Below are 15883 nucleotides of genomic sequence, written 5' to 3'. Positions count from 1 at the left end.
CTCGGTCCTGTCGCGTGGCACATCGTGAGGCAATCCATAGAGAAAAGCTCAAGCTTTGCCAATATTGCGAACGGGGCAAGGCGACCGCCCTGCCCCGACGCGATCACACCGAGATATTGGCCGCCCCGCCATCGAGCGAGATATTCTGGCCCACGATGAAGCCCGCATGCTGCGAGCACAGGAACGCGCACATCGAACCGAACTCGGTCGAGGTGCCGTAGCGCCCTGCCGGAATGGTCCTGGCACGGCGCGCCTGTGCCTCCTCCATGCTGATGCCCTCGGCCTTCATCACGCCGCTATCGAGCGAGATCGCGCGGTCGGTCGCGTGGATACCGGGCAGCATGTTGTTGATCGTGACGCCATAGCCTGCCACCTGCCGCGAGGTTCCCGCCACAAAACCCGTCAGCCCCGAACGCGCCGAATTCGACAGGCCCAGCTGCGCGATGGGCGCCTTAACCGATTGCGAGGTGATGTTCACGATCCGGCCCCAGCCGCGATCGATCATGGTCGGCAGAACCGCCTGCATCATCGCGATCGGCGCCAGCATATTGGCATCGAGCGCCTTGATGAAATCGTCGCGGTTCCAGTCCGACCAGAGGCCGGGGGGCGGGCCGCCCGCGTTATTGACAAGGATATCGGCCCCCTCGCCGGCCGCCAGAACCGCTTTGCGGCCATCTTCGGTCGTGATATCGGCCGCAACCGGAGTGACCTTCACGCCATATTTTCCGGCGATCTCCCGCGCCGTCGCCTCGAGCACATCCGCTGATCGCGCATTCAGCACGATCTCGACGCCCGCCTCCGCCAGCGCCTCGGCACAGCCGCGCCCGAGCCCCTTGGAGCCTGCACATACGATTGCCTTTTTATCCCGAATTCCCAGATCCATCGGCCCCTCCTGTCATCAAATCCTCCAACAGCTATCACCTGCAGTCCCCGCCGCAAGCCCAGGATTGACACAGTCACGCCTTTCTTAAGTCATCGTCAGGGAATATAGGTTAACATCAAGGCCCAAAGCCAAGATACTGCCATTCCATGAGCCAAGCGACATTGCAAACGACCCAAACCGTTCACGTCTTCGATGCCAGCCTTTTCTGGGTGACAGCCGGTGCCAATCAGGGCGACGGGCTGGATCTGGCCGAATATTGTGTGCCGGGCGATATCTACCAACTCGACCGCGAGGCCGTGCCGATGAAACTGATGGTCGAGATCGAGGGTGACGCGCAACTGATCGCCTCGGGCTCCGAGGTCGGGCAAGAAGGCGACGCGCTCGAACTGGTCTCGCGCCATGTGCTGATGGCCCCCGAAGGCGATAGCGTCGATATCCTGCTTCTGATCAATCGCGCGGATAATACGCTTTACGCGCTGCCCATGTCGCCGATTGCCGCGCGGGTCGATTATACGCTGCTGGAGGCACATGAGGATGCCGGCTCGGCGCGGCTGACCGATCTGATCTGCGTGGCCTTTACCGCAGGCACCATGATTACCATCGCGGGCGGCGCGCAGCGTCCGATCGAGGCGCTGAAAACCGGTGATCGCATCCTGACCCGCGACAACGGCCCGCAGCCCCTGCGCCTTGTGACCAAATCCACCATGCGTGCCTTTGGCAGCTTCGCCCCCGTCGTGATCTCGCGCGGGACGCTGGGCAACGAAGGCGATCTGGTGGTCAGTCCGCATCATCGGCTGTTTCTCTATCGCCGTGGCCAAGCCCGCATCGGCACGACCGCCGAACTACTGGTGCAGGCCAAACACCTCGTCGATGACGAGCATGTCTGGCGGCGCGAGGGCGGTTATGTCGATTACTACGCGCTGATTTTCGACCGGCACGAGATCATCTATGCCGAAGGAATTCCGATCGAGAGCCTGATGGTGACCAAGGCAAGCCTCTCGCAGATGCCCGACCAGCTGACCGCCGATATCCGCGCGCGCCTGCCCGATCTGGCGCATAAGCCGCATTTCGGCACGGAGGCGGGGCGCGATCTCCTTGAGAAGGTCGGGCGCGACAAGCTGTTCAGCCGCAAGAAGAGCTGAGATGTGGCGCCCCTAATGGGTGCGCAGCGCGTCGATCAGCTCCGGTTTCGACATTTTCGAGCGGCCATCGATGCCGATCTCCTGCGCACGGGCGTAGAGGTCGGCTTTGGTCCAGTCCTCATAGGGCGGGGCTTTGCCACCTTTTTGCGACGGGTGCATGTCCGGGTTGGCCTTCGCATTCGAGATACGCGCCGCCTTTTCCTTCGACATTCCCTCCTCGCGCAGGGTCTGGTAGAGATCTTCGTCCTTCAGACTGGGATTGGCCATGATGTCCTCCTTTGGGGACAAAACCGTCATCGGGCCCCTCCGGTTCCCGCTGCGGATGAGGGCCCTCATACCCTGCCCCGACCCTGCGCTTCACAATTGCCATAGGTGCCGCGCCATTGTATGAGGCGCATCATGAGCAACCGTCCCGCACTCCCGCCCGAAATCGCCCGCCGCCGGACCTTCGCGATCATCTCGCACCCCGACGCTGGTAAGACCACACTCACCGAAAAGTTCCTGCTTTTCGGCGGCGCCATCCAGATGGCCGGACAGGTCCGCGCCAAGGGCGAGGCACGCCGGACGCGCTCGGACTTCATGCAGATGGAAAAAGATCGCGGCATCTCGGTCTCGGCATCGGCAATGTCCTTCGATTACAAGAACTTCCGTTATAATCTGGTCGATACTCCCGGCCACTCGGATTTCTCGGAAGACACCTACCGGACCCTGACGGCGGTGGATGCGGCGATCATGGTGATCGACGGGGCCAAAGGCGTGGAGAGCCAGACCCAGAAGCTCTTCGAGGTCTGCCGGTTGCGCGACCTGCCGATCCTGACCTTCTGTAACAAGATGGACCGCGAATCCCGCGAGGTCTTCGAGATCATCGACGAGATCCAGGAAAACCTCGCCATCGATGTGGCACCGGCCTCCTGGCCGATCGGTGTTGGCCGCGATTTCCTTGGCGCCTACGATATGCTCAATGACCGTCTCGAGCTGATGGACCGAGCGGACCGGAACAAGGTGGCGGAATCCATCAAGCTGGACGGGCTCGACGACCCGAAACTGGCCGACCATATTCCCACAGATCTGCTGGCCAAGCTGCGTGAGGAGATCGAGATGGCGCGCGAGCTGCTGCCGGCCTTCGACCGCCAGTCCTTCCTCGAGGGCCATATGACCCCGATCTGGTTCGGCTCGGCCATCAACAGCTTCGGCGTGAAGGAACTGATGGACGGGATCGGCAATTACGGCCCCGAGCCGCAATTCGCCAATGCCGCCGAACGCCAGATCGCGCCCGACGAGAAGAAGGTGCAGGGCTTCGTGTTCAAGGTGCAGGCTAATATGGACCCCAAGCACCGCGACCGCGTGGCCTTCGTGCGGCTGATCTCGGGGCATTTCGAACGCGGCATGAAACTGACCCATGTACGCTCGAAAAAGCCGATGGCGATCTCGAACCCCGTGCTCTTCCTCGCCGCCGACCGCGAACTGGCCGAGGAGGCCTGGGGTGGCGATATCATCGGCATCCCCAACCACGGCCAGCTGCGCATCGGCGATGCGCTGACCGAGGGCGAGATGCTGCATATCACCGGCATCCCCTCCTTTGCGCCGGAACTCCTGCAATCGGTGCGGGCGACCGACCCGATGAAGGGCAAGCATCTGGAAAAAGCACTGATGCAGTTTGCCGAGGAAGGCGCCGCCAAGGTCTTCAAGCCGATGATCGGCTCGGGCTTCATCGTGGGCGTCGTGGGCGCGCTGCAATTCGAGGTTCTGGCAAGCCGGATCGAGCTGGAATACGGCATTCCGGTGCGGTTCGAGCCCTCGCAATTCACCTCGGCCCGCTGGGTCTTGGGCAAGGAAGAGGCGACAGAGAAGCTGGTCAATGCCAACAAGCAGCATATGGCCACCGATAATGACGGCGATCCGGTCTTCCTGACCCGCCTGCAATGGGACATCGACCGCGTTGTGCGCGACTATCCCGATGTCACGCTTTCGGCGACCAAAGAGCTGATGCAATAACGCGCCCGCCCCCGTTCAGCGGGGGCGTTTGCGTTATCTTGCCCCTCCCCCGACGGTCGGCCCGAATATGGCGCTCCACCGCGCCAATGGCCGTTCCCGAAAGAAAGAACCGCGAATGACGACGCCTCTCCCCCCCGATCTGGTCACTCGCCTCTGCGATGCCGCAACCGCGCCGGACGATATCGTGACACTCGAGGCGCTGCTGGCCTGCTGGCTCGAGGATCTGCGCAAGCCTCTGGCGGAGACCGAGGAGGCCAGCTGGGCCGAACTGTGTGTCTTCGAGCTGACCGATTACCCCGAGCATATCCTGCAGTTCATCGAGCTGGCCCTGCCCCGCCTGTCGGCCCCTGCCGAGGCAGTGATGCTGGCTGCAGGGCCGTTGGAGGATGTGATCAACGCCCATGGCCTTTTGGTGATCGAGCGGCTCGAGGCACTGGCCGCGCAGTCCCCGCGCTTGCGTTTCGTGCTGACGGGAGTCGAGTTTGCCGAGACAGCGGATGCCGCCCAGAGCCATGTGATCGAGCGGATCGCCAGCCTGCGGGCCGAGGCGATGGCGCAGGGTCTGACCAGAGGCGGGCCGTTGCCACCGCCGGATCCGCGCCCCGCCTGATCCCCCATCTGATCCACACATAGAAAAACGCCCGCCAATCCGGCGGGCGTTCTGCATCTCTCGGGCGGGACGGATCAGTTGACCGTCAGATCCAGAGAGATCTCGCAATTGAAAAGTTTCGAAATCGGGCAACCGGCCTTTGCCGCCTCTGCCGCCGCGCGGATCTTTTCGGCATCGCCCGCCGAGGTGACCTTGCAGGTCAGCTCCGAGGATTTCACGGCAAAGCCGTCACCTTCCTTATCCATCGAGATTTTCGAGGTGGTCTCGATCACCGCATCGGTAATCTCCGCACCGGTCAGCTGGCCAGAAAGCGCCATCGAGAAACAGGCCGCATGGGCCGCACCGATCAGCTCTTCGGGATTGGTGCCGGGCTTGTCCTCGAAACGGGTGTTGAAGCCGTAGGGCTGGGCATCGAGGGCTTTCGACTGCGTCGAAACGGTGCCTTTGCCCTCTTTGATGGTGCCTTCCCAATGGGCGGAGCCGCGTTTGACGATCATATCTGTCTCCTTCAGAACTTGTGTAACTTGCATGGATAACGCCGCCGCCTGCCCTCCTGTTCCATCCCCGGCTAAAGGATAAGGATTGCCCTGAAGTCATTTACATTGGTCAGCGTCGGGCCCGGCACGACCTGCTGCCCAAGAGCGGCGAAGAACCCGTGGCTGTCATGCACGGCCATCGCCTCCGGGGCGCTCACACCCAGCCTATGGGCAAGGGTCAGCGTGCCGGGGCCCACCCATGCGCCCGCCACCTCCGCCGAGCCATCCACCCCATCGGTATCGCAGGCCATCGCCCAGATCCGCGGTGCGCCCGCAAGCGTCAGCGCCAGCCCCAGCATATATTCGGCATTCGGCCCGCCACTGGCCGTGGCCGATTTGCCTCTCTGGGTCACGGTGCATTCGCCGCCCGACAGCAACAGAAGCGGCTTGGTGCCCTTGGCCGAGAGATCCATCGCCAGACGGGCCTGTTTCGCGGCCAGATCGCGGGCCTCGCCTTCGAGCGCATCGCCCAGGATCTCGACACCGATCCCTTCGGCTTGCGCAAGCTCGGCCGCGGCCTCGAGCGAAACGCTAGGCGCGGCGATAATCTCGGTCGTGGCACGCGAAAGGCGCGGATCGCCCGGAGCCACCACACCGGTGGGCCCGTCCAGCACCGCCCGCACAGATGCGGGCAGATCCAGCTTGAACATATCGGCAATCGCGCGTGCATCGGCGGAGGTCGTGGCATCGCCCACGGTCGGCCCCGAGGCGATGAAGGCCGGATCATCTCCGGGCACATCCGAGATCATCAGCGTGCGCATCCGGGCCGGATAGGCCGCAGCCGCCAGCTGCCCGCCCTTCACGCGGCTCAGGTGTTTGCGCAGCACATTCATCCGGTCGATCGTGGCACCCGATTCCAGCAAGGCCCGGTTCACGGCCTGTTTCTCGGCCAGAGTAATCTCCCCCGCAGGCGCACATAAAAGCGCCGACCCACCGCCCGAGATGAGCGCGATGACCGTATCATCCTCGCCCAGCCCCTCCAGCAGATCCAGCATCCGGCGCGTGGCCTCGACGCCCGCCTGATCGGGAACCGGATGCGCAGCCTCGACGATCTCGATCCCCTTGGTCGGGCGGCCATAGCCGTAACGGGTGATCACCAGCCCCTCACAGGGCCCCCAGACCGATTCCACCGCTTCGGCCATCCGCGCCGAGGCCTTCCCCGCCCCCACGATCACCACGCGGCCGTCGGGTTTGGGGCCCAGCGCTTCGGGCACGCAGATCATCGGATCGGCGGCGGCGACGGCGGCGTTGAACAGTCTGTGCAACAGGGCGACGGGTTCGGGCATCGGTATTTTCGGAACCAAGGAAACCTCCTGCAATATAAAAGGGGGCAGTCACCTGCCCCCCGTTATGTCACTCGGCAACCGTGATACGGCCATCGGTATAGGGTTTCACCGGCCCGTTTGCAGCCATGTATTCGGCCAGCACATCTGCCAGATCGGGGCCATAGTCGTAGACATTGGTCGCATCGGTCCCGAACATGGCATAGCCATCACCGCCCGCGCGGACATAGTTGTTGGTCACTACGCCATAGGTGGCCTCGGGGTCGATCGGCGCCCAGTCTCCATCCTTCATGACCATCACATCCGAGATACGCGATCCGGCCTCGGCCGACGGCGTCACGGTATATTTCAGCCCGCCCACCTGCGAGAAGCGCCCTGCGACCTCCTCCATCTGGCTCGCGCCATTTTCCAGCGCGGCCACGATGACCGAGCCTTTCGCGTCAAATGTGGCAAGCGTATTCTGGAACGGCAATACCGTCAGCACATCGCCCATCGTTACATCCCCCGCCGGCAACGAGGCCCGGAGCCCCCCCCCATTGGTGATCGCGATGGTGATGCCCTGATCCTTCACACGGTCAATCATCGCATCGGTCATCAGATCGCCCATCGGGCATTCCTTCAGGCGGCAGACATCGCGCGAGCCGTCAATGGCATCGGTGGATTGCGCCACCACCTTCTGGCGGATCTCCTCGAGCGGTTTGGCAAGCTCGGTCAGACGCGCCTTGGCCTCAGGGTCTTCGGCGACCGAGGCATCGAGCAGGATCGGCTGACCTTCGGTCGATTTGACCACACCGGCATCATCGAAGGTGACCGTAAGATCGCCCAGATATTTGCTATGCGCCGAGGCCGTGACAATCGCCGTCTTGCCAACCATGGTCGGATAGGGCCCCTCTGCCCCCTCCATATCGCCCAGAAGCGTATGGGTATGGCCGCCCACGATCACATCCAAATCCGGCACCGCCTTGGCGGTTTCCTGATCCACATAATAGCCCGAATGCGACAGCAGGATGATCTTGTCCACGCCTTCGGCCTTGAGCTTTTCCACCTCTTCCTTGATGACAGGCACCGGCTCCGAGAAGGTGATGTTCTTGCCCGGGCTCGACAGGATCGCGTTATCCTGCGCGGTAGTCCCGATCAGGCCGATCTTCTGCCCGCCCACCTCAAGCACCACCGATTTCTTGATCTTGCCATCGAGCGCGGGCTCTTTCGACACATCGCCATTGGCCATCAGCATCGGAAAATCGAGCGCGTCGATATATTTGCCCAGCACCTCCGGCCCGTCATCGAACTCGTGATTGCCCACGACCATCGCCTGATAGCCCATCATATCCATGAACTCGGCCGACGCCTTGCCCTTGTAATAGGTATAGAACAGCGTGCCCTGGAACTGGTCGCCCGCATCCACGAGGATCGAGTTCTCGGCCTTGGCACGCGCCTCCCTGATCGCCGTCACCTGACGCGCGGTGCCGCCAAAGCACTCCCCCGCGTCATTATCCTCGGTGGAACAGGTCGAATCATATTTGTTGATCGGTTCGAAGCGTGCATGGAAATCATTCGTGTGCAGAATGGTCAGCGTATAATCGGCATGGGCAGCACCTGCGGCCGTAAGCCCCGCCATCAGCGCAATTCCCGCCACGCGCGTTTTCAGAAATCCTGTAGACATCAAAATCCTCCACTCAGGTCATCGCCAGTCTCGCAAATTTGACCGGACTGTCAAAACTCTGTGTGACATTGCCCCGAGGTGAAGCCGATTTTCGCCGCTTTCGTGAAAGAGATTGATTATTTCCGCGCCATTGGGCATGTGAAACCCATGCTTATATACAAGATCTTCCGCCCCGCCGAATGGCAGGCTCTCCAATCGCAGGGATCGACCTCGGGCGCGCCCATCGATCTCGCCGACGGCTATATCCATATCTCGACCGCCGAGCAGGTGCGCGAGACCGCTGCCAAGCATTTCGCCCAAGCCGGTGATCTGGTGCTGGTCAGCCTTGAGGCCGACACTCTCGGTAACGCCCTCCGATGGGAGGTCTCGCGTGGCGGGGCGCTCTTCCCGCATCTTTACCGCGATATGACCATGGCGGATGTGATCGCCCATATGCCCCTGCCCCAAGGCCCCGAGGGCCATATCTTTCCGGAGACCCTGTAAATGCCCTTGATCGAGAGCCTCGGCCTGCGCGCGCTGCACCAGTTGAACCCCGAAACCGCCCATGGCCTCTCGATCAAGGCCCTCGCCGCCGGCCTCGTGCCGATGAAAGGCGTCTGGACCAGTCCGCGCGTTGCCACGCAGGTGGCGGGTCTCGATCTTCCCAATCCGGTGGGGCTTGCCGCAGGTTTCGACAAGAATGCCGAGGCCGTGGCCCCCCTCATGCGGGCGGGCTTCGGCTTCATCGAGGTGGGCGCTGCCACGCCCCGCGCCCAGCCCGGAAACCCCAAGCCCCGCCTCTTCCGCCTGACCGAGGACCGCGCGGTCATCAACCGTTTCGGCTTCAACAACGAAGGCATGGAACCCATCTCGCACCGCCTTGCCGCCCGCCCCACGGGCATTCCGGTGGGCCTCAATCTGGGCGCCAACAAGGATAGCGAGGACCGCGCCGCCGATTTCGCCAAGGTGCTGGCCCATGCAGGCCCCTGGCTCGATTTCGCCACCGTCAATGTCTCCTCGCCCAATACTGAGAAGCTGCGCGACCTGCAGGGCGCCGAGGCCCTGACGGCGCTCCTTTCGGGGGTGATCGCGACCCGCAACACGCTGACCCGCCCGATCCCCGTCTTCCTCAAGATCGCCCCCGATCTGACGGATGCCGAGATTGACGATATCGCACAGGTCGCCAGAACCACCGGTATCGACGCGATCATCGCCACCAACACCACCCTCTCGCGTGAGGGGCTGCAAAGCCCCTATGCACCGGAAAAGGGCGGCATGTCCGGTGCGCCTCTCTTCGAGACATCCACCCGCGTGCTGGCGAAACTCTCGCAGGCGACCGATGGGCAGATCCCGCTGATCGGCGTGGGCGGCATTTCCTCCGCCGAGGACGCCTATCAGAAGATCCTCGCAGGTGCCTCCGCGGTGCAGCTCTACTCGGCGCTCGTCTATCACGGGCTCTCGCTCGCGGACCGGATCGCCCGCGGTCTCGACACACTTCTCGAACGCGACGGCTATGCCAATATCGCGGACGCCACCGGCAAGGGGCGCGACGCATGGCTCTGACACTCTGGCACAATCCGCGCTGCTCCAAATCCCGCGAGACCCTCGCGCTGCTGCAGGCGCGGGGCCATAGCCCCGAGATCCGTCTCTACCTGACAGATGCTCCCAGCCGCACCGAATTGGAGGCCGTCATCTCCAAGCTCGGCCAGAGCGCAGACACCCTTGTCCGCTGGAAAGACGCGAAGGGCCTGATCGAACGCGACGCGGATCACGACACGATCCTCGCCACGCTTGCCGAAAACCCGAAACTCATCGAGCGCCCGATCCTGATCACCGGTCAATCCGCGCGCCTCGGCCGCCCGCCCGAACAGGTGCTGGAAATCCTCTGATCTTCCAGCGTCCCTAAATATCCCGGGGTGAATGGCCCGGAACGGGCCAGAGGGGCAGCGCCCCTGTTCGACCCGATCGAACAAAACATCCGGATCATTCAATTGGACCGATAAGCCAGTCTCCCCCATGATCAGGGCATCCCAGACGGAGGATGCCCCATGATCGCGCAGAACCGCCCCACCCTTATACCGGGCCTTGCCCTCTGTGTCGCTGTTGCCGCAGTGGCGTTCGGGCTCCACACGCTGCCCGCCCTCTCGGCCTTCTCGCCCCTGATCCTTGCCATCATGCTGGGCATGGCCTTCAATACGCTGCGCCCGCTCTCTCCCTCCTGCGCGGAAGGCATCGGGTTCAGCCTACGCTATATCCTGCGCGCGGGCATCGTGCTTCTGGGCCTGCAGCTGACCTTCGGACAGGTGGCCGAGATAGGGGCCGGCGGGCTCGCAACCATCCTCCTCACATTGCTTGCGACCTTTTTCTTCACACGCTGGCTCGGGCGAGTGATGGGCGTCCCGCGCGGGCTCACCGATCTTATCGCAGCTGGCACGTCGATCTGCGGGGCTTCGGCGGTGATTGCCGTCAATACTGTCACCCGCGCGCGCGAGGAGGATGTGGCCTATGCCATCGCCTGCGTGACGGTCTTCGGCTCGGCCTCGATGCTGCTCATGCCGCTGCTCGCCCCGCTTACACCCCTCGGACCCAAAGCCTTCGGCATGTGGACAGGCGCCTCCATCCATGAGGTCGCGCAGGTCGTGGCGGCAAGCTTTCAGGGGGGCGATACAGCAGGGCATTTCGGGACTATTTCCAAGCTGACCCGCGTCATGATGCTGGCGCCGATGGTGCTTCTCCTCGGGATCGGCACGAGAAACAGAAATACCGGGCAGACAACCACCCCCGCAGGCGCTCCGGTGCCGTGGTTCGTTATGGGCTTTGTAGCGATGGTCGCCATTTCTTCCACTGGCTGGCTGCCCCTGCCCGCCGTCGAAGCCAGCAAAACGATCGACCAGATCCTGCTGACCATCGCCCTAGCAGGAATGGGACTTTCGACCGATCTGCGCAAACTGGCGGCAGCCGGTCCCCGCCCCGCGCTGCTGGGGGGCGCCGCATGGCTCTTCATCTCGGGCGTCAGCCTGTTATTGATAACGCTCATCCAGTGACAGAAAGGCATGCGCCATGACCCTCGACCAGCTTCGGATCTTTCTGGCGGTGGCCGAACGCGAGCATATCACCCGTGCGGCAGAGGCGCTCAACTTGACCCCGAGCGCCACCAGTTCGGCGATCTCGGCGCTCGAAACCCGCCATGCGGTGAGGCTCTTCGACAGGATTGGGCGGCGCATTGTGCTCAGCGATGCCGGACGCCATTTCCTGCCCGAGGCCCGCAGGCTGCTGGCTCATGCCGCCCGGACCGAGCGGGTGCTGGAGGATCTGGCGGGGCTTGCGCAAGGCCATCTGCGGCTCATCGCCAGCCAGACAGCGGGCACATACTGGCTGCCGCCGCTGCTGGCACGCTACCGGCAGGCCTATCCGGGGATCACGCTCGATATCCGGCTGAGCAATTCCGAGACCGCGGCGCGGGCCGTGCGCGATCTCGAGGCGGATCTGGCGGTGATCGAGGACGCGTGCCATGACGATCTGCTTCTCGTCGAGCCGCTGGTGCGCGACCGGATGATGCTGGTGCGCGCCAAGGCGCAAGCGGGCCAACCTCTGGACCCGCGGACGCAGGACTGGGTGCTGCGCGAGCACGGCTCCGGCACACGCGCCATCTTCGACCGCTGGCTCGAGAGCCAGAACATCGCCCCCGCCGATCTGAGCCCCTCGCTGGAGCTGCCCTCCAACGAGGCCGTGCGGGCAGCGGTCGAGGCGGATGCTGGCGCGAGTATCCTCTCCGAGATGGTGGTAGCCTCTTCGGTGGCGGCAGGACGGCTTGACTGCGTGGCGCTCGATCTGGCCCCACGCCCCTTTTCGCTCCTGCGTCACCGCGAACGTCCCTTTACCCGCGCCGAGGCCGCCCTTGCTGCCATTCTGCGCGGCAAAACAGGTGGTGGAACAGCAACGCGGAGCTAGAATCCCCGTGAAATCCAGCATGTTCCTGCCCATTCACAGGATCTTCTGTTGCGCTTTGCCGAAATCGCCGCACTTATCGGGCTGAGCACGATATCCGGAGCATTTGATGACATATTCTCACCCCTCCCGCCGTCAGGTCCTCGCCTCCGCCCTCGGGACCGGCGCCTTTTTCCTTCTGCCCGAGCTGGCGCGCGCCCAGAGCGACGAAATTGCCCACGGCATGGCGCTCGGTCAAGCCGAGCCCTTCTCCTATGACATGCTGCGCGACATGGCCCGCGACCTCTCCAAAGGGCCCTATAACGCGATGAAGGTGGCCGACCCCGAGATCATCCAAGCCATCGATTATGACGCGCATGGCAAGATCAAGTTCCGCAAGGATCATGCGCTCTGGGGCAATGGCGATGATTACCCCGTGCATTTCTTCTTCCCCGGCAAGTATTTCCCCGATCCGGTCCACATCTATTCGGTGAACGGCAACATGGCACGCGAGGTGCCGTTCTCCAAAGACTACTTCACCATTCCCCAAGACAGCCCTGCGCAGAACCTGCATAACACCGAAGGCTTTGCGGGCTTCTCGGTGCAGGACCGCAAACATAATGCCGACTGGATGGCCTTCCTTGGGGCCTCCTACTGGCGCACGGCGGGCTACTCGGGACAGTTCGGCCTGTCCGTGCGGGGCCTTGCGCTCGATACGGCGGTGGCCCAGGGCCCCGAGGAATTCCCCCGTTTCACCCGGTTCTGGCTCGAAGAGCCGGAAGATGGCAGCTTTGTCACCTATGCGCTTCTCGAAAGCCTGCGTGCGACCGGTGCCTACCGGATCGTCTCGCGTCTGGGCGGCGGGGTCGTGCAGGATGTCTCGGCCGATATCTTCCTGCGCGGCGATGTGAACCGGCTCGGGATCGCGCCGCTGACCTCGATGTACTGGTTTGGCAAACATGACCGTCAGGTGTCCCCCGACTGGCGCCCCGAGGTGCATGACAGCGACGGGCTGGAAATCCATACCGGCAGCGGCGAGAAGATCTGGCGACCGCTGAACAACCCGCCGCGCGTGATGGCCAACAGCTTCCATTCGCCCAATGTCAAAGGCTTCGGCCTTGCACAGCGCGAACGCGATTTCGCGCAATATCAGGATGATGGTGTTTTCTACGAGAAACGGGCCACCGCATGGATCGAGCCGAAAGAGGGTTGGGGCGAAGGGGCTGTGACCCTCATCGAGATCCCGACCGATGACGAGACCATGGATAATATCGTGGCCTTCTGGACCCCCTCGGACGCAGCCACCACCGGCACCGAGTTCAACGTGAATTACACGCTGAGCTGGGTGAAGGATGTGCCGGTGCCGCGCGAGAAGGCGCAGTTCACTGCGATCCGGATCGGCACTGGTGGTGTGCCCGGACAGGACCGCCCCGCCAACACGGTGAAGATCGTCTGCGATCTGGACAGCACCGGCCTGCAGGGGCTGAGCCGCGCCGACGGGCTGGAACCCAATGTCACCACCTCGGCGGGCGAGATCTCGATGCAGACCGCCTTCCCCGTGGTGGGTGCCGATTATTGGCGCGCGATCTTCGATCTCGATTTCTCGGCTATCGCGGCGGATAATAACGATCCGATCGACCTGCGCGTCTATGTGGACAACAAAGGCGAGGCGATGACCGAGACGCTGATTTTGCAGCTCTTCCCCTCGCAGCTGCGCGAATTGCTGGCCAGCCACGGCTGAGCCACGCCGATCAGGACACACCACCACATAAAGGGAGGCGAAGGCCTTCCTTTTTCTATGCCCGACATGTCAGACGGGGCGGGCCTGCGCCGCAAAACACCCCGCCTTGGCGTAATGCAGATGGACATAGGCGACAGCATCATTGCCCGCAAAGATCCCTGCAAGAGCCGTATGAAGATCAGCGCCTGAAACCAGATCGGGCTCCAGCATCATATCACCATGATCGAAGGGCCGGATGGAAATCAGCCGGTGGCGCAGCGCCTGTGGCACCTCCCCCACCTGCGGCTGGGCACGCGCCACGCCCTCACGCACGAAGATCGCGTGAGAAGCGCGATAAGGGGTCTGGGCCGGTTGATGTTCGTAATTGAGCAAAAGGACCGTCTCGCCTGCCCGCGCATCCTCAAGGCTGACACGGCACGGGAGGGCGTCGCGCTCGGTCACCCGCATCCGGCAGATCCGGCGCGCGGCAAGCGCCTCATCGGTCAGCTGGAACAGTTCGACAAAGGGTTCGACGGGAAGGGCATGGATCTGGAAAGGCATCGGGGTCTCCGTGGATATGACACGAAGATCCTAGCCCCTATGCCCGCAGCTGGCCGACCCGAAACCTGTGCAAAGACCTCATGCGTCAAGAGCTCTCGTAAAGCTCCAATGGCAGCCCGTCGGGGTCCTGGAAGAAGGTGAAGCGCGCATTGGTGAACTCGTCTACACGGACGGGTTCGACCTCGACCCCGTGCTCCTGAAGGCGGGCACACCACGCATCCAGATCATCGACGGCAAAGGCCAGATGGCGCAGACCCTGCGCCTCGGGGCGCGTGGGACGCGCAGGAGCATTCGGGAAGGTAAACAGCTCGATCTGCACGCCCCCTTCCATAGCAAGATCAAGCTTCCAGCTTTGGCGCGCCTCGCGATAGGTCTCGGCGATGACGGACATTCCAAGCACTTCCGTATAGAAGTGCTTGGAACGCGGATAGTCCGAGGCGATCACCGCCACATGGTGCGGACGCAGCCGGTCGCTCATGCGGCGCCCTTCTTCGAGAAGAGGCCAAAGACCGGCTTGATGACGAAGGTCGCCAGCGGGATCATCAGCACCAGCCCGAAGACCAGACCGAAGATACCGTCGAAGAAGGCGGTCACCGCCCAGGACACCAGGCCTTTCAGGCTCTCGCCCACATGTTCGGACACCGTCTCGGCCTGATGGTGGATCCAGTCATAGGGGGCCGGGAAGCCCAGCTCGGCGATCCCGTGCAACAGGATATTGCCGCCAACCCAGATCATCGCCGCCGTGCCCACGATCAGCAATGCCTTCATGAACACCGGCATGAAATGAAGGATACCGCGGCCAAAGGCACGGGTGCCCGAGAGTTTCGCGTTTTCGGCAAGCCAGAGCCCCACATCATCGGCCTTCACGATGATCGCGACGCCGCCATAGACAAGCGCCGTGATCCCCACCGCCACAAGCGCCAGCGTGATCGCCTCCATCCAGATCGGATCGCCCTCAGGCAGCGCCGAAAGCGCGATGGTCATAATCTCGGCGGAGAGGATGAAATCGGTTTTCACCGCGCCTTTCACCTTTTTCTCCTCGAGATGGGCGCTGTTCTGTTTGCCACCTGCTGTCTCCTCGGAGCCGTGATCCTCGGAGGGGTGGAACAGATGCCAGATCTTTTCCGCACCCTCGAAGCACAGATAGGCCCCCCCCAGCATCAGAAGCGGCGTGATCGCCCAAGGCGCGAAGCTCGACAGGATCAGCGCCAGAGGCAGCAGGATCAGAAGCTTGTTGCGGATCGACCCGAGCGCGATCTTGCCCACGATCGGCAATTCCCGCGCAGGCGCGAAGCCATGGACATATTTCGGCGTCACCGCCGCATCATCGATCAGCGCGCCTGCGGCTTTCGCACCCGCCTTGGTTGCCTGAGCGGCCACGTCATCGACGGAGGCCGCCGCCACCTTGGCGATACCCGCCACATCATCCAGAAGCGCCAGAAGGCCGCTCATATGTCTCTCCACTCTCATTATCCGCCATGCGGGCCTCAAACCATCAGAGTATGGTCTCACCCGCGCAGGCGCAACGCGCTAAACCCGTATGCGGGTCCACAATTCATCCTTGCCCTTGCAGCGCCCCGCGAT

General features: G+C 63.0%; 17 protein-coding genes. 9 read left to right on the top strand and 8 right to left on the bottom strand.

From position 1 onward, the window contains the following. Positions 1–103: 103 nt before the first annotated feature. Positions 104–883, bottom strand: coding sequence for an SDR family oxidoreductase (locus tag ABEB22_RS09695; protein WP_406870172.1), 780 nt, complete (start codon positions 881–883; stop codon positions 104–106). 146 nt (positions 884–1029) lie between these two features. Here ABEB22_RS09695 and ABEB22_RS09690 point away from each other — a divergent pair, with 146 nt between their 5' ends. Then, positions 1030–2025, top strand: coding sequence for a Hint domain-containing protein (locus tag ABEB22_RS09690; RefSeq protein ID WP_406870171.1), 996 nt, complete (start codon positions 1030–1032; stop codon positions 2023–2025). Between the two features lie 12 nt (positions 2026–2037). Here ABEB22_RS09690 and ABEB22_RS09685 read toward each other — a convergent pair whose 3' ends face one another. Next, positions 2038–2292 (bottom strand): Rho termination factor N-terminal domain-containing protein, encoded by a 255-nt coding sequence (locus ABEB22_RS09685; RefSeq protein WP_406870170.1) that lies wholly within the window; start codon positions 2290–2292, stop codon positions 2038–2040. A gap of 120 nt (positions 2293–2412) precedes the next feature. On the opposite strand from ABEB22_RS09685, the gene ABEB22_RS09680 reads away from it, so the two are divergent. Both ABEB22_RS09680 and ABEB22_RS09675 read left to right on the top strand, forming a co-directional pair. Continuing rightward, positions 2413–4020, top strand: coding sequence for a peptide chain release factor 3 (locus ABEB22_RS09680; RefSeq protein WP_339113105.1), 1608 nt, complete (start codon positions 2413–2415; stop codon positions 4018–4020). A 115-nt stretch (positions 4021–4135) separates the two neighbouring features. After that, positions 4136–4630 carry a DUF6869 domain-containing protein gene (locus ABEB22_RS09675; protein WP_350936899.1) on the top strand — a complete coding sequence of 165 codons (495 nt, stop codon included), beginning with the start codon at positions 4136–4138 and terminating at the stop codon, positions 4628–4630. A 74-nt stretch (positions 4631–4704) separates the two neighbouring features. Here ABEB22_RS09675 and ABEB22_RS09670 read toward each other — a convergent pair whose 3' ends face one another. The 3 genes from ABEB22_RS09670 to ABEB22_RS09660 form a co-directional block, all read right to left on the bottom strand. Further along, positions 4705–5127, bottom strand: a complete 423-nt coding sequence (locus ABEB22_RS09670) for an OsmC family peroxiredoxin (RefSeq protein ID WP_406870169.1) — start codon at positions 5125–5127, stop codon at positions 4705–4707. A gap of 71 nt (positions 5128–5198) precedes the next feature. Next, positions 5199–6452, bottom strand: coding sequence for a glycerate kinase (locus ABEB22_RS09665; RefSeq protein WP_406870168.1), 1254 nt, complete (start codon positions 6450–6452; stop codon positions 5199–5201). A gap of 67 nt (positions 6453–6519) precedes the next feature. Then, entirely contained in the window at positions 6520–8112 is a 1593-nt protein-coding gene (locus tag ABEB22_RS09660) for a bifunctional metallophosphatase/5'-nucleotidase (RefSeq protein WP_339113108.1), read from the bottom strand. Positions 8113–8259: 147 nt separating this feature from the next. Between ABEB22_RS09660 and ABEB22_RS09655 the strand changes: the two genes are divergently transcribed. From ABEB22_RS09655 to ABEB22_RS09630, 6 genes are all read left to right on the top strand, one after another. Further along, positions 8260–8595 carry a DUF952 domain-containing protein gene (locus tag ABEB22_RS09655; RefSeq protein ID WP_350936906.1) on the top strand — a complete coding sequence of 112 codons (336 nt, stop codon included), beginning with the start codon at positions 8260–8262 and terminating at the stop codon, positions 8593–8595. After that, the gene (locus ABEB22_RS09650) at positions 8596–9654 is read left to right on the top strand and encodes a quinone-dependent dihydroorotate dehydrogenase (protein ID WP_339113110.1); all 1059 of its coding nucleotides are present in this window, start codon (positions 8596–8598) and stop codon (positions 9652–9654) included. Continuing rightward, positions 9645–9980, top strand: coding sequence for an arsenate reductase (glutaredoxin) (gene arsC / locus ABEB22_RS09645; protein WP_339113111.1), 336 nt, complete (start codon positions 9645–9647; stop codon positions 9978–9980). The genes ABEB22_RS09650 and arsC overlap by 10 nt, the downstream gene beginning before the upstream one ends. Positions 9981–10139: 159 nt before the next feature. Continuing rightward, positions 10140–11135 carry a YeiH family protein gene (locus ABEB22_RS09640; protein ID WP_406870167.1) on the top strand — a complete coding sequence of 332 codons (996 nt, stop codon included), beginning with the start codon at positions 10140–10142 and terminating at the stop codon, positions 11133–11135. Positions 11136–11151: 16 nt separating this feature from the next. Next, entirely contained in the window at positions 11152–12042 is an 891-nt protein-coding gene (locus tag ABEB22_RS09635) for a LysR substrate-binding domain-containing protein (RefSeq protein ID WP_406870166.1), read from the top strand. A gap of 106 nt (positions 12043–12148) precedes the next feature. Beyond that, on the top strand, positions 12149–13759 hold the full coding sequence (locus tag ABEB22_RS09630; protein ID WP_406870165.1) for a glucan biosynthesis protein: 1611 nt from the start codon (positions 12149–12151) through the stop codon (positions 13757–13759). A 69-nt stretch (positions 13760–13828) separates the two neighbouring features. On the opposite strand, the gene ABEB22_RS09625 is transcribed toward ABEB22_RS09630, so the two are convergent. The 3 genes from ABEB22_RS09625 to ABEB22_RS09615 all read right to left on the bottom strand — a co-directional run bounded on the left by ABEB22_RS09625 (position 13829) and on the right by ABEB22_RS09615 (position 15751). Next, on the bottom strand, positions 13829–14299 hold the full coding sequence (locus tag ABEB22_RS09625; protein ID WP_406870164.1) for a DUF1203 domain-containing protein: 471 nt from the start codon (positions 14297–14299) through the stop codon (positions 13829–13831). Positions 14300–14384: 85 nt separating this feature from the next. Then, on the bottom strand, positions 14385–14777 hold the full coding sequence (locus ABEB22_RS09620; protein WP_406870163.1) for a VOC family protein: 393 nt from the start codon (positions 14775–14777) through the stop codon (positions 14385–14387). Continuing rightward, positions 14774–15751: a DUF808 domain-containing protein gene (locus tag ABEB22_RS09615; RefSeq protein ID WP_339113117.1), complete on the bottom strand. Its 978-nt coding sequence runs from the start codon at positions 15749–15751 to the stop codon at positions 14774–14776. The genes ABEB22_RS09620 and ABEB22_RS09615 overlap by 4 nt, the downstream gene beginning before the upstream one ends. Positions 15752–15883: the final 132 nt, after the last annotated feature.

The organism is Thioclava sp. 'Guangxiensis', from assembly GCF_045348365.1.
Lineage (GTDB): Bacteria > Pseudomonadota > Alphaproteobacteria > Rhodobacterales > Rhodobacteraceae > Thioclava > Thioclava kandeliae.
Note: the sequence above shows the minus strand (reverse complement) of the source record. Positions and strands in the feature narration are given on the sequence as shown.

What these genes read in the sequence shown, in the direction of transcription:
- ABEB22_RS09680 (WP_339113105.1), top strand. Translation starts at nt 2,413, where the DNA reads ATGAGGCGCATCATGAGCAACCGTCCCGCACTCCCGCCCGAAATCGCC.
- ABEB22_RS09655 (WP_350936906.1), top strand. Translation starts at nt 8,260, where the DNA reads ATGCTTATATACAAGATCTTCCGCCCCGCCGAATGGCAGGCTCTCCAA.
- ABEB22_RS09625 (WP_406870164.1), bottom strand. Translation starts at nt 14,299, where the DNA reads ATGCCTTTCCAGATCCATGCCCTTCCCGTCGAACCCTTTGTCGAACTG.
- ABEB22_RS09630 (WP_406870165.1), top strand. Translation starts at nt 12,149, where the DNA reads ATGACATATTCTCACCCCTCCCGCCGTCAGGTCCTCGCCTCCGCCCTC.
- ABEB22_RS09670 (WP_406870169.1), bottom strand. Translation starts at nt 5,127, where the DNA reads ATGATCGTCAAACGCGGCTCCGCCCATTGGGAAGGCACCATCAAAGAG.
- arsC (WP_339113111.1), top strand. Translation starts at nt 9,645, where the DNA reads ATGGCTCTGACACTCTGGCACAATCCGCGCTGCTCCAAATCCCGCGAG.
- ABEB22_RS09665 (WP_406870168.1), bottom strand. Translation starts at nt 6,452, where the DNA reads ATGCCCGAACCCGTCGCCCTGTTGCACAGACTGTTCAACGCCGCCGTC.
- ABEB22_RS09690 (WP_406870171.1), top strand. Translation starts at nt 1,030, where the DNA reads ATGAGCCAAGCGACATTGCAAACGACCCAAACCGTTCACGTCTTCGAT.
- ABEB22_RS09685 (WP_406870170.1), bottom strand. Translation starts at nt 2,292, where the DNA reads ATGGCCAATCCCAGTCTGAAGGACGAAGATCTCTACCAGACCCTGCGC.
- ABEB22_RS09615 (WP_339113117.1), bottom strand. Translation starts at nt 15,751, where the DNA reads ATGAGCGGCCTTCTGGCGCTTCTGGATGATGTGGCGGGTATCGCCAAG.
- ABEB22_RS09675 (WP_350936899.1), top strand. Translation starts at nt 4,136, where the DNA reads ATGACGACGCCTCTCCCCCCCGATCTGGTCACTCGCCTCTGCGATGCC.
- ABEB22_RS09635 (WP_406870166.1), top strand. Translation starts at nt 11,152, where the DNA reads ATGACCCTCGACCAGCTTCGGATCTTTCTGGCGGTGGCCGAACGCGAG.
- ABEB22_RS09660 (WP_339113108.1), bottom strand. Translation starts at nt 8,112, where the DNA reads ATGTCTACAGGATTTCTGAAAACGCGCGTGGCGGGAATTGCGCTGATG.
- ABEB22_RS09640 (WP_406870167.1), top strand. Translation starts at nt 10,140, where the DNA reads ATGATCGCGCAGAACCGCCCCACCCTTATACCGGGCCTTGCCCTCTGT.
- ABEB22_RS09620 (WP_406870163.1), bottom strand. Translation starts at nt 14,777, where the DNA reads ATGAGCGACCGGCTGCGTCCGCACCATGTGGCGGTGATCGCCTCGGAC.
- ABEB22_RS09695 (WP_406870172.1), bottom strand. Translation starts at nt 883, where the DNA reads ATGGATCTGGGAATTCGGGATAAAAAGGCAATCGTATGTGCAGGCTCC.
- ABEB22_RS09650 (WP_339113110.1), top strand. Translation starts at nt 8,596, where the DNA reads ATGCCCTTGATCGAGAGCCTCGGCCTGCGCGCGCTGCACCAGTTGAAC.